Source organism: Ectopseudomonas khazarica, from assembly GCF_017915135.1.
GTDB classification, from domain to species: Bacteria; Pseudomonadota; Gammaproteobacteria; order Pseudomonadales; family Pseudomonadaceae; genus Aquipseudomonas; species Aquipseudomonas khazarica.
In genome coordinates this window covers 3,668,084-3,680,246 of sequence record NZ_CP068551.1, presented here as the reverse complement: position 1 = coordinate 3,680,246, position 12,163 = coordinate 3,668,084, and the positions used below count along the sequence as shown (strand labels likewise).

The 12,163-nt window shown below is 64.5% G+C and carries 9 protein-coding genes; 6 read left to right on the top strand and 3 right to left on the bottom strand.

Annotation, left to right across the window (positions count from 1 at the left end; genetic code table 11):
• Window positions 1–37 precede the first annotated feature (37 nt).
• Window positions 38–1,672, top strand: a complete 1,635-nt coding sequence (locus JLK41_RS17335; RefSeq protein ID WP_210389444.1) for a Na+/H+ antiporter — start codon at window positions 38–40, stop codon at window positions 1,670–1,672.
• A 138-nt stretch (window positions 1,673–1,810) separates the two neighbouring features.
• Here the strand turns inward: JLK41_RS17335 and dapC are convergent, their stop codons facing one another.
• Window positions 1,811–3,007 carry a succinyldiaminopimelate transaminase gene (dapC, locus tag JLK41_RS17330; protein ID WP_134677464.1) on the bottom strand — a complete coding sequence of 399 codons (1,197 nt, stop codon included), beginning with the start codon at window positions 3,005–3,007 and terminating at the stop codon, window positions 1,811–1,813.
• Window positions 3,008–3,211: 204 nt separating this feature from the next.
• On the opposite strand from dapC, the gene JLK41_RS17325 reads away from it, so the two are divergent.
• Entirely contained in the window at window positions 3,212–5,104 is a 1,893-nt protein-coding gene (locus JLK41_RS17325; RefSeq protein WP_210389443.1) for a methyl-accepting chemotaxis protein, read from the top strand.
• Window positions 5,105–5,149: 45 nt separating this feature from the next.
• Here JLK41_RS17325 and JLK41_RS17320 read toward each other — a convergent pair whose 3' ends face one another.
• Window positions 5,150–7,846: a [protein-PII] uridylyltransferase gene (locus JLK41_RS17320; protein WP_037053731.1), complete on the bottom strand. Its 2,697-nt coding sequence runs from the start codon at window positions 7,844–7,846 to the stop codon at window positions 5,150–5,152.
• A gap of 70 nt (window positions 7,847–7,916) precedes the next feature.
• Complete coding sequence (gene map / locus JLK41_RS17315; protein WP_037053733.1) at window positions 7,917–8,699, bottom strand: type I methionyl aminopeptidase; 783 nt, start codon at window positions 8,697–8,699, stop codon at window positions 7,917–7,919.
• A 250-nt stretch (window positions 8,700–8,949) separates the two neighbouring features.
• Between map and rpsB the strand changes: the two genes are divergently transcribed.
• The 4 genes from rpsB (at window position 8,950) to frr (ending at window position 12,163) form a co-directional block, all read left to right on the top strand.
• Entirely contained in the window at window positions 8,950–9,690 is a 741-nt protein-coding gene (gene rpsB / locus JLK41_RS17310; RefSeq protein WP_024308911.1) for a 30S ribosomal protein S2, read from the top strand.
• A gap of 129 nt (window positions 9,691–9,819) precedes the next feature.
• Window positions 9,820–10,683, top strand: a complete 864-nt coding sequence (gene tsf, locus JLK41_RS17305; RefSeq protein ID WP_037053740.1) for a translation elongation factor Ts — start codon at window positions 9,820–9,822, stop codon at window positions 10,681–10,683.
• Between the two features lie 182 nt (window positions 10,684–10,865).
• Window positions 10,866–11,609, top strand: a complete 744-nt coding sequence (gene pyrH / locus JLK41_RS17300) for a UMP kinase (protein WP_037053743.1) — start codon at window positions 10,866–10,868, stop codon at window positions 11,607–11,609.
• Entirely contained in the window at window positions 11,606–12,163 is a 558-nt protein-coding gene (gene frr / locus JLK41_RS17295) for a ribosome recycling factor (RefSeq protein ID WP_037053747.1), read from the top strand. The genes pyrH and frr overlap by 4 nt, the downstream gene beginning before the upstream one ends.

Genomic DNA, 12,163 nt, shown 5'->3' with positions numbered 1-12,163 from the left:
ATCGCAGCCTCCCGCCCGTTCCCGCCGGTTTCGCGCCATGCAATTGCTCTACACCATTCTGACCATGCTGCTGGTGGTCAGTGGCACCCGTATTACCGCCCAGTTCATCCCCTTGCCGCTGCCGTTACTGCAGATCCTGATCGGTGCGCTGCTGGCCATTCCGGTCCTGGGCATGCACGTGCGCCTCGATCCCGAGCTGTTCCTGCTGCTGTTCATCCCGCCCTTGCTGTTCGTCGACGGCTGGCGCATGCCCAAGGGGCAGTTCCGGGAGCTGCGTACGCCGATCCTGCTGCTGGCGTTCGCCCTGGTGTTCTTCACCATCCTGGGGGCCGGGCAGGTCATCCACTGGCTGTTGCCGCAGGTGCCGCTGGCGGCCTGTTTCGCCCTGGCCGCAGTGCTCTCGCCGACCGATGCGGTGGCCGTCTCGGCGATCACCCATGGGCGTTTGCCCAACACCCTGAACAACCTGTTGCAGGGCGAGGCGCTGATGAACGACGCCTCCGGCCTGGTGGCGTTCAAGTTCGCCGTGGCGGCGACGCTCACCGGGGTGTTCTCGATCACCGATGCCGGCCTGCAGTTTCTCCTGGTGGCGTTTGGCGGGCTGGCCATCGGCGTGGCGCTCAGCTACCTGCTGGGGCGGCTGCGTGCCTGGATGATCGGCCGAGGCTGGGAAGACCCCGCCCCGCATGTGCTGCTCCTGCTGCTGTTGCCATTCGCCGCCTACGTGGCCGCCGAGCACCTGGGGCTCTCCGGGATTCTCTCCGCCGTCGCGGCGGGGATGATGCAGAGCCGTCTCGATCTGCTGCCCAGGCAGACCTCGACGCGGATGCTCAACCGCAGCGTCTGGGCGTTGCTGGAGTTCACCTTCAACGGCCTGATCTTCCTGCTGCTCGGCTTGCAGCTGCCGGACATCCTCGGCGCCGCGCTGGGCGAGCATGCGATGCCCTGGCGCTTCGCGCTGCAGGCCCTGGCCATGGTGGTGGTGATCTACGCCGTGCTGATGCTGCTGCGCTTCGTCTGGGTCTACAGCTACTGGCGCATGTCCGGGGCGCTGCGCCGGTTGCGCGGCGAGCCCACGCGGTTCGCCGGGCAGTCACGCATCGCCCTCAGCGCGGTGCTGACGCTCGGTGGTGTGCGTGGGGCGGTGACCCTGGCCGGCGTGATGTCGTTGCCGTTGCTGCTCAACAGCGGCGAGGCCTTCCCCGAGCGTGACCTGCTGATCCTGATCGCTGCCGGGGTGATCCTGTTGTCATTGCTGGTCGCCAGCGTCGCCTTGCCACGCATCCTGCCGCGTCTGCCGCAGGACAACGCCGCCGTGCACGAGCGTGAGCTCAACCGCCATCGCGCGCTGATGCTGGAGTCGGCCATTCGCTACCTGGAGTCCGAGGACGAACGCGCCGCCGATGCCGAGGGCGCAATCGCTTCGGTCGAGGTGAAGGCGAGGCTGATGAGTGAGTACCGCGATCTGCTCGAGCGTGCCCGTGGTGGCGAGGAGGCGCGTGAGCATCAGCGCGAGGTCGACCGCCTGGAGTACCGCCTGCGCCTGCAGGCGCTGCGTACCCAGCGCCTGGAGCTGTATCGCATGCGCAAGGACAACGAGCTGGATGACGACATGCTGGCCGAGATCCTGCGCGACCTGGATATCGCCGAGGCGCGCCTGCACAAGAGCTGAGCCCCGGAAGCGCGTAGCCCGGAGCTCGTCCGGGGCGCCATCGCCGGCAGTCCGCGGATTGTCTCCGGGCTACACAACCGAAATTCCAGGCCCAGGCCCCTGTGGCAGGGGCTTGGGCCGCGACGGTTTCGACGTCGTTCAGGCGCCGCGAATGAAGCGGGCGATACGCTCGGCGGCCTCGATGCACTCGGCCAGCGGCGCGACCAGGGCCATGCGCACGCGGCCGGCGCCGGGATTGACGCCGTTCACTTCGCGCGACAGGTAGGAGCCCGGCACCACGGTGACGTGTTCGCTGGCGAACAGGTCGCGGGTGAAGGTGGCATCGTCACCCGGCGTGCGTGCCCACAGGTAGAAGCCGCCGTCCGGGCGCTGCACGTCCATCACCGGAGCGAGGATCTCCAGCACGGCGGCGAACTTCTCGCGGTACATGTCGCGGTTGGTGCGCACGTGGGCCTCGTCGTTCCAGGCGGCAACGCTGGCCAGCTGGGTCTGTACCGGCATGGCGCAGCCATGGTAGGTGCGGTACAGCAGGAAGTGCTTGAGGATGCTGGCGTCGCCGGCCACGAAGCCGGAGCGCAGGCCGGGCAGGTTGGAGCGCTTGGACAGGCTGTGGAACACCACGCAGCGTGCGAAATCGCTGCGGCCCAGCTCGGCACAGGCGCTGAGCAGGCCGGGCGGTGGCGCGGCCTCGTCGAAGTACAGCTCGCTGTAGCATTCGTCGGCGGCAATCACGAAGTCATGCTGGTCGGCCAGGGCGATCAGCTTCTTCAGGGTCTCGACCGGGATCAGTGCGCCGGTGGGGTTGCCCGGCGAGCAGAGGAAGAGGATCTGGCAGCGTTGCCAGACCTCGGTCGGCACCGCATCGAAGTCCGGGTTGAAGCCGTGGGCCTCCAGGCAGGGCAGGTAGTGCGGCTCTGCGCCGGCGAGAAACGCCGCGCCTTCGTAGATCTGGTAGAAGGGGTTGGGGCTGACCACCAGGCCCTTGGCGTTGCGGTCGACCACGGCCTGGGTGAAGGCGAACAGGGCCTCGCGGGTGCCATTGACCGGCAGCACATGGCGCGCGGCATCCAGCCAGCCAGCCGGCACGGCGAAGCGCCGTTCGCACCAGTTGGCGATGCTCTGGCGCAGCTCCGGCAGGCCCAGGGTGGTCGGATAGACGGCGAGCTTGTCGAGGTTGGCGGTCAGCGCCTGGGCGACGAAGTCGGGCGAGCGGTGCTTGGGCTCACCGATGGACAGCGCGATGGGCGAGCGGTCGCTGGCAGGCTGCACGTCGGCGAGCAGGGCGCGGAGCTTCTCGAACGGGTAGGGCTGCAGCTGGGCGAGGGCGTGGTTCATGATGATCCGACGGGTCCTTTGTGAGGCGGTGACAAAGCTGGCGACACTAGCACGGCAGGCCTTGCGGGGAAATTCCCTTCGTCCGTCCGATTTTCGTCCGTTTAGGTCGCGTCTGCGACGCACGCAGCGCTCAAGGCCCGGCGTCGCGTGCCGATAGCGTCAGGCCAACCCGTTCTCTCCCCCTTTTCATGGCGAACTCTGCCCATGCGCACCCTGAAATTCAGTCACAAGATCATGCTGGCTGCTTCCCTTGTGGTCATCGCGGCCTTCGCATCGTTCGCGCTGTACAACGACTACCTGCAGCGCACGGCGATCCGCGAAAGCCTGTCCAACTACCTCAATGATGTCGGCCTGGTCTCAACCGGCAACATCCAGCACTGGCTGGATGGACGCATGCAGCTGCTGGACAACCTCGCCGAGTCGGTGCAGGACGACAGCTCGCCGGCGTCCCTGCGCAGGAACCTGCAGCATCGCAGCATCGCTTCCGCCTTCCTCTATGCCTATTTTGGCCAGGCTGATGGCACCTACACCCAGTTCCCCGCCAGCGAGCTGCCCGCCGGTTACGATCCTCGCCAGCGGCCCTGGTACAAGAGCGCGCAGGGCAATGGTGGGCCAGGGCTGACAGCGCCCTATCTGGCCGCCGACCCGCGTGACGGCCTGCTGATCACCATCACGCGCCCGGTCAGCGCGGGTGGCAACCTGCTGGGGGTGGTCGGTGGCGACCTGAAACTGCAGACGGTCGATGACATTCTCAACTCCTTCGACCTGGGCGGGATGGGCTATGCCTTCCTGGTCGACGAAAAGGGCGCGGTGCTGGTGCACCCTGACAAGAGCCTGGTGCTCAAGACCCTGGCGGAGCTGTTCCCGGGCGGGGCGCCTCGCCTGGAGTCCACCCTGCAGAGCGCTTCGGCGGTCGATGGCAGCGCCCGCCTGGTCACCTTCCTGCCGGTGCAGGGGCTGGCCGGCGTGCGCTGGTACGTCGGCCTGTCGGTCGACGAAGGCAAGGCCTTCGCTGCGCTCAGCGAGTTCCGCGTCTCCGCGCTGATGGTGACGATCATCGGTGTGGTGGCCATTCTGCTGCTGCTGGGCGCGCTGATCCGCATCCTGCTGCGCCCGCTGCACGTGATGAGCCATGCCATGGGCGGCATCGCCGAGGGCGAGGGGGACCTGACGCAGCGCCTCACGATCGCTTCCGGCGACGAGTTCGGTGAGCTGGCTGGCGCCTTCAATCGCTTCGTCGAGCGAATCCACGAGTCGATCCGCGAGGTGGCCTCGGCCACTCGTGAAGTGCATGCCCGGGTGAGCACGGTGGTGCAGGCGTCCAACGCGTCCATGGATAACTCCAGCGAGCAGGCATCGCGCACCGACAGCGTCGCGGCGGCGATCAACGAGCTGGGCGCCGCAGCCCAGGAGATCGCGCGCAATGCCGCCGACGCCTCCGTGCAGGCCAGCGATGCGCGCCGCGATGCCGAGGAGGGCCAGGGCATGGTCGACCGCACGCTGGGCTCGATGAGCGAACTGTCGGAGAAGATTCAGGCCTCCGGTCGGCACATCGAGGTGCTCAGCGAGAAGAGCAGCGACATCGGCCAGATCCTCGACGTGATCAAGGGTATCTCCGAGCAGACCAACCTGCTGGCGCTCAACGCCGCCATCGAGGCGGCGCGTGCCGGCGAGGCCGGGCGAGGTTTCGCCGTGGTGGCCGATGAGGTGCGCAACCTGGCGCAGCGCACGCAGAGTTCGGCCCTGGAAATCCAGCAGATGATCGAGCAACTGCAAGCCGGCGCGCGTGATGCGGTGGCGACCATGGGCGAGAGTCGCCGCTTCAGTGATGACAGTGTGCGCATCGGTGGTCAGGCGGGCGAGAAGCTGGATGGCGTGACTCGCCGCATCGGCGAAATCGACGGCATGAACCAGTCGGTGGCCACTGCCACCGAGGAACAGACCTCGGTGATCGAGAGCCTGAACATGGACATTACCGAGATCAACATGCTCAACCAGGACGGCGTGCGCAACCTGCAGGCCAGCCTGAGCGCCTGTACCGAGCTGGATCAGCAGGTCGGCCGGCTCAAGCAGCTGGTGGACAGCTTCAGGATCTGATCCTGGCTCATGATGTGGCGTCCGGCGCCACATCATGAGCCGGGGTCAGAAGGTGATCTGCGCCGGGGTAGGGCTGCTAGGCTCGGACAGACGGCGGACGATGGTCTCCTGCAGGCGTGCGCAGAGCTCCGGGTCGGACAGCGGCTGGTTGTTGGCGTCGGTGACGAAGAACACGTCCTCGACGCGCTCGCCGAGCGTGGCGATCTTGGCGTTCTGCAGCGACAGGTCGTATTCGAGGAAGATGCGCCCGATGCGTGCCAGCAGGCCGGGGCGATCCGGCGCGGTCAGCTCGAGGATGGTCACCGGGCGCTGCGCGTCATTGTGGATGGTCACCTGCGGCGCGAAGGCGAAGTGCTTGAGCTGGCGCGGTACCCGGCGCTGGATGATGGTCGGGTAGTCGTCCGGGTTCTTCAGGGCCTCGATCAGGCCCTCGCGGATCTGCTGGATGCGCGCCGGGTTGTTGCCGATCGAGCCGCCGTCGGCATCCAGCACCACATAGGTGTCGAGGGTGAACTGGCTGGTGGAGGTGATGATCCGCGCATCGTGAATGTTCAGGTTGAGCTGGCTCATCGCGGCCACGGTCACGGCGAAGAAGTCGTGCTGGTCCGGCGCGTAGATGAAGATCTGCGTGCCACCTTCGAACTCGCGCTGGGTGGTTTCCTTCATCAGCACCAGCGGCCCGCCATCGTCGGGGTGCTGGAGGATGGCGTCGGTGTGCCAGGCCACGTCGCTGGCGGTATGCCGCAGGAAGTAGTCATCCCCCAGCTGGCTCCACAGCTGCTCGGCGTCGTCCGGGTCGATGCCGCCGCGCACCAGCAGGTCCAGGGCCGCGCTCTGCGTCTGGCGAATCTGCTCTTCGCGGTCCAGCGGGTTCTCCAGGCCGCGGCGCAGGGCGCGCTTGGTCTCGGTGTAGAGCTGGCGCAGCAGGCTGGCGCGCCAGGAATTCCACAGGCTGGGGTTGGTGGCGTTGATGTCGGCCACGGTCAGCACGTAGAGGTATTCCAGGTGGGTCTGGTCGCCGACGAACTGGGCGAAGTCGTGGATCACCTGCGGGTCGGAAAGGTCCTTGCGCTGGGCGGTGGTGGACATCACCAGGTGGTGCTGCACCAGCCAGACGATCAGGGCACTGTCCCAGGCGGGCAGGTGGTGGCGACGGGCGAAGGCTTCGGCATCCACCGCGCCCAGTTCCGAGTGGTCGCCGCCACGGCCCTTGCCGATGTCGTGGTAGAGGCCGGCGAGGTAGATCAGCTCCGGCTTGGGCAGGCGCTCGATGAGCTTGCTGGCCAGCGGGAATTTCTCCGCCAGCTCCGGCCAGCGGAACTTGCGCAGGTGCTTGATCAGGTTGAGGGTGTGCGCGTCGACTGTATAGATGTGGAACAGGTCGTGCTGCATCTGCCCGACGATATGGCCGAATTCCGGCAGGTAGCGGCCGAGAATGCCGTAGCGGTTCATGCGTCGCAGGTTGCGGTGGATGCCCTCGCGGCACTTGAACAGCTCGATGAACAGGCTGGTGTTGCGGATGTCCTTGCGGAAGTCGTCGTCGATCAGGTGCCTGCTGTCGCGCAGCAGGCGAATGCTGTCGGCGCGCACGCCCTTGATCTCGGGGTGCTGGGCCATCAGCACGAAGATCTCGATGATGGCGAAGGGGGTGCGCTTGAAAACGTTGGGGTGGGTGACCTCGATATAGCGGTCACGCACCTGGAAGCGACTGTTCAGCGGCGTGGCCTGGCTGGTCTCGCCGGCACGCAGGATGACTTCCTCGAAGTGCTGGTTGATCAGGTCCGACAGCTCGGAGATGGCCATCACCACCCGGTAGTACTTCTGCATGAAGTGTTCGATGCTGCGCTTGCCGTCGCCGTCCTTGTAGCCGAACAGCGCGGCGATGCGCGCCTGGTAGTCGAACAGCAGGCGGTCTTCGGCGCGGCCCGCGAACATGTGCAGGGCGTAGCGCACCTTCCAGAGAAATTCCTGGCTGGAGGAGAGCAGGGCGTATTCGCTCTCCAGCAGGAAGCCCTGGCCGACCAGCGCCTGCAGGTTGAGCGTGCCGAACTGGCGGCGGGCGACCCAGAGCACCGTCTGGATATCGCGCAGGCCGCCGGGCGAACCCTTGACGTTGGGCTCCAGGTTGTATTCGGTGTCGTTGTACTTGCCGTGACGCGCCTTGCGCTCTTCACGCTTGGCCAGATAGAAGTGCTTGCTCGGCCACATCTCGTCCGTGCTGGTGACCTGCTGCATGCGCTGACGCAGGTGCTCGGGGCCGGCGATGGTGCGGCTTTCCATCAGGTTGGTGATCACCGTCAGGTCGGCGCGCGCCTCCTCGGCGCACTCATCGACCGAGCGCACGCTCTGACCGACTTCCAGGCCGATGTCCCAGAGCAGGGTGAGGAAGCCTTCGATCGATTCGCGAAAGATCTCGTGGTCGCTGCTGTCGAGCAGGATCAGCAGGTCGATGTCCGAGTAGGGGTGCAGCTCGCCACGGCCGTAGCCGCCCACGGCGAGCAGGGCGATGTCGGCTTCGTCGCTCCAGGCGAAGCGTTTCCAGGCTTCCTGGAGGATCTGGTCGACGAACCAGGCGCGGTCTTCGACCAGGCGGCGGATGTCGCGGCCGGCATGGAAGCGCGCATCCAGTACTTCATGCGCGCGGCGGATGGCTTTCTTGAATGCGGCGATGGGGCTGGACTTGAGCGCCAGCTCGGCCTGGAACTGACCACGGTCAAACAGTTCGGGGTCCATCTGCGGCATGCAGTGCCTTCCTTAAATACGAGTGGTGGGGTGCGCCCCGCGCGGCGTTGCGCTCGGGGCGTACTCGGGCTCAGGCCGAGGTGCGGGCGATGGTGTCGTCAGCGCGCAGGGTGAAGATCTCGTAGCCGTCGGCGGTGACCAGTATGGTGTGTTCCCACTGCGCAGACAGCTTGCGGTCCTTGGTGATGGCGGTCCAGCCGTCGCCGAGCAGGCGGGTTTCCGGGCGGCCCTGATTGATCATCGGCTCGATGGTGAAGGTCATGCCTTCCTTGAGCTCCATGCCGGTGCCGGCCTTGCCGTAGTGCAGCACCTGCGGCTCTTCGTGGAACACGGCGCCGATGCCGTGGCCGCAGTATTCGCGAACCACGGAAAAGCCGTTCTTCTCGGCATGCTTCTGGATCACTTCGCCGATATCGCCCAGGCGGGTGCCCGGCTTGACCAGTTCGATGCCTTTATACATGCACTCCTGGGTGATCTTGGCCAGGCGCTCGGCCCACTCGGGAACCTTGCCGACCATGAACATCTTGCTGGTATCGCCGTGGTAGCCGTCCTTGATCACGGTGACGTCGATGTTCAGCACGTCGCCGTCCTTCAGCGGCTTGTCGTTGGGGATACCGTGGCACACCACGTGGTTGATCGAGGTGCAGATCGACTTGGGGAAGCCCTTGTAGTTGAGCGGGGCGGGGATGGCCTTCTGCACGTTGACGATATAGTCGTGGCACAGGCGATCCAGTTCGTCGGTGGTGACGCCGGGCTTGACGTGCTCGCCGATCATTTCCAGCACTTCGGCGGCCAGGCGGCCGGCCACGCGCATTTTCTCGATTTCTTCGGCGGATTTGATGGTGACGGTCATGGCAGGCTCTCGGAAGGCATACAGATAAAGGCGGCTATATTAACAGCTACGGGCCGCAAGCCCCAAAAGGCAGCTTGCTGCTCCAAGCTTGTAGCTTGCGGCTGCTTTGTGTGGTATAAAACGCGCCGCTTTACGGGCACTGAGTCCGAAAGCTCAAACCCACACACGTATCGACACGGTTTCCTGGGTGCCCGCAAGGGTTGGAAACTGGGATGCGTGGAGGCCTAACCCGACTTATCAAGGAACTATCATGTCCCAAGTCAACATGCGCGATATGCTGAAGGCCGGTGTGCACTTCGGCCACCAGACCCGTTACTGGAACCCGAAAATGGGCAAGTACATTTTCGGCGCGCGTAACAAGATTCACATCATCAACCTCGAAAAAACCCTGCCGATGTTCAACGACGCGCTGTCGTTCGTTGAAAAGCTGGCTGCTGGCAAGAACAAGATTCTGTTCGTTGGCACCAAGCGTTCCGCTGGCAAGATCGTTCGCGAAGAAGCTGCTCGTTGCGGCTCGCCGTTCGTCGATCACCGCTGGCTGGGCGGCATGCTGACCAACTACAAGACCATCCGTGCTTCGATCAAGCGCCTGCGCGAGCTGGAAACCCAGTCCCAGGACGGCACCTTCGCCAAGCTGACCAAGAAAGAAGCCCTGATGCGTTCCCGTGATCTGGAAAAACTGGATCGCAGCCTGGGTGGTATCAAGGACATGGGCGGTCTGCCGGACGCTCTGTTCGTGATCGACGTCGATCACGAGCGCATCGCCATCACCGAAGCTAACAAGCTGGGCATCCCGGTCATCGGCGTTGTCGATACCAACAGCAGCCCGGAAGGCGTTGACTACATCATCCCGGGTAACGACGACGCCATCCGCGCCATCCAGCTGTACATGGGTGCCATGGCCGACGCCGTGATTCGTGGTCGCAGCAACGCTGGCGGCGCAACCGAAGAGTTCGTCGAAGAAGCGGCTGCCGAGAGCGCCGAAGGCTAAGCGGTAACGCAAAGCATCTAGCGTTATGCGCTGTGCAAGAAGGGGGCTAGGCCCCCTTTTTGCCACTCAAAGATTTGATCGCCTGCCTGGCAGGTGAATGGTTGAAGACCTACCGAGAGGATTTTCAAGATGGCAGAAATTACTGCAGCCCTGGTTAAAGAACTGCGCGAGCGTACCGGCCAAGGCATGATGGAGTGCAAGAAGGCGCTGGTTGCCGCTGGTGGCGATATCGAGAAGGCCATTGACGACATGCGCGCTTCCGGTGCCATCAAGGCTGCCAAGAAGGCTGGCAACATCGCCGCCGAAGGTTCCATCGCCGTTCGCGTCGAAGGTGGCCGTGGCCTGATCATCGAAGTCAACTCGCAGACCGACTTCCTGGCTCTGCAGGACGACTTCAAGGCCTTCGTCAAGGACAGCCTGGACGAAGCCTTCGCACAGAACCTGACTGAAGCCGCTCCGCTGATCGCTTCCCGCGAATCCGCTCGTGAAGCGCTGGTCGCCAAGTGCGGCGAGAACGTCAACATCCGTCGTCTGACCGCTGTCTCCGGTGACACCGTTGGTGCCTACCTGCACGGCCACCGCATCGGTGTTCTGGTTGTCCTGAAAGGCGGCAACGACGAACTGGCCAAGCACGTTGCCATGCACGTTGCTGCTTCCAACCCGGCCGTCGTTTCGCCGGACCAGGTTTCCGAAGAGCTGGTTGCCAAGGAAAAGGAAATCTTCCTGCAGCTGAACGCCGAGAAAATCGCCGGCAAGCCGGAGAACATCGTCGAGAACATGGTCAAAGGCCGTATCGCCAAGTTCCTGGCCGAAGCCAGCCTGGTCGAGCAAGCCTTCATCATGGACCCGGAAGTCAAGGTCGGTGACCTGGTGAAGAAAGCCGGTGCTGAAGTCGTTTCCTTCGTGCGTTACGAAGTGGGCGAAGGCATCGAGAAGGCCGAGACCGACTTCGCTGCCGAAGTTGCCGCCCAGGTTGCTGCCAGCAAGCAGTAATCAGCGGTTTCGGTGAGTGCCCCAAAGAGGCTGCCCGCTTGCGCGTGCGGCCTCTTTGCCGACTAGGGGGCGGCAAAGTAGTAGGGTTGCCGTGAAAGGTGACCATCGACGCCCTGGGGGTGTCGGACAATTGCAGCCCTGTGCTGCATACAGCATTCAATTCGCCGCAGGAGAGACTTGCAATGGCTCAGCAGACGACTGGTCGCCAACCTCGCTACAAACGCATTCTGCTCAAACTTAGCGGCGAAGCCCTGATGGGCTCGGAAGACTTCGGCATCGATCCCAAGGTGCTCGATCGCATGGCGCTGGAAGTCGGCCAGCTGGTCGGCATCGGCGTGCAGGTCGGCCTGGTGATCGGTGGTGGCAACCTGTTCCGCGGCGCCGCACTGTCCGCAGCCGGCATGGACCGGGTCACCGGTGACCACATGGGCATGCTGGCCACGGTGATGAACGCCCTGGCCATGCGCGACGCGCTGGAGCGCTCGAACATCCCGGCCATCGTCATGTCGGCCATTTCCATGGTCGGCGTCACCGACCACTACGACCGCCGCAAGGCCATGCGCCACCTCAAGACTGGTGAAGTGGTGATCTTCGCTGCCGGTACCGGCAACCCGTTCTTCACCACCGACTCCGCTGCCTGCCTGCGCGCCATCGAGATCGATGCCGACGTGGTGCTGAAGGCGACCAAGGTGGATGGCGTGTACACTGCCGACCCGTTCAAGGACCCGCATGCCGAGAAATTCGAGCGTCTGACCTACGACGAAGTGCTCGATCGCAAGCTGGGCGTCATGGACCTGACGGCCATCTGCCTGTGCCGCGATCACGCCATGCCGCTGCGTGTCTTCAACATGAACAAACCAGGCGCCCTGCTCAATGTGGTGGTGGGTGGCGCCGAAGGAACCCTGATCGAGGAGGAAGCACAATGATCAACGACATCAAGAAAGACGCCCAGGAGCGTATGAGCAAGTCCCTGGATGCGCTGGGTCGCAACCTGGCTTCCATTCGTACCGGCCGTGCCCACCCGAGCATTCTCGATAGCGTCAAGGTGCCGGCCTGGGGTAGCGACATGCCGCTGAACCAGGTGGCCGCGATCACCGTCGAGGACGCCCGTACCCTGAAGATCGTCGCGCACGACAAGAACCTCGGCGCCGCCATCGAGAAGGCCATCCTGACCTCCGACCTCGGCCTGAACCCGAGCAGCGCCGGTACCACCATTCGCGTGCCGATGCCGGCCCTGACCGAAGAGACCCGCAAGGGTTACACCAAGCAGGCGCGTGGTGTGGCGGAAGATGCCAAGGTTGCCGTGCGCAACGTGCGTCGCGATGCCCTGGCCGAGCTGAAGAAGCTGTCCAAGGCCAAGGAAATCAGCGAAGACGAAGAGCGTCGCGCCGCTGACGAGCTGCAGAAGATCACCGACAAGTTCGTCGCTGACATCGACAAGGCCCTGGAGGTCAAGGAAGCGGACCTGATGGCCGTTTGA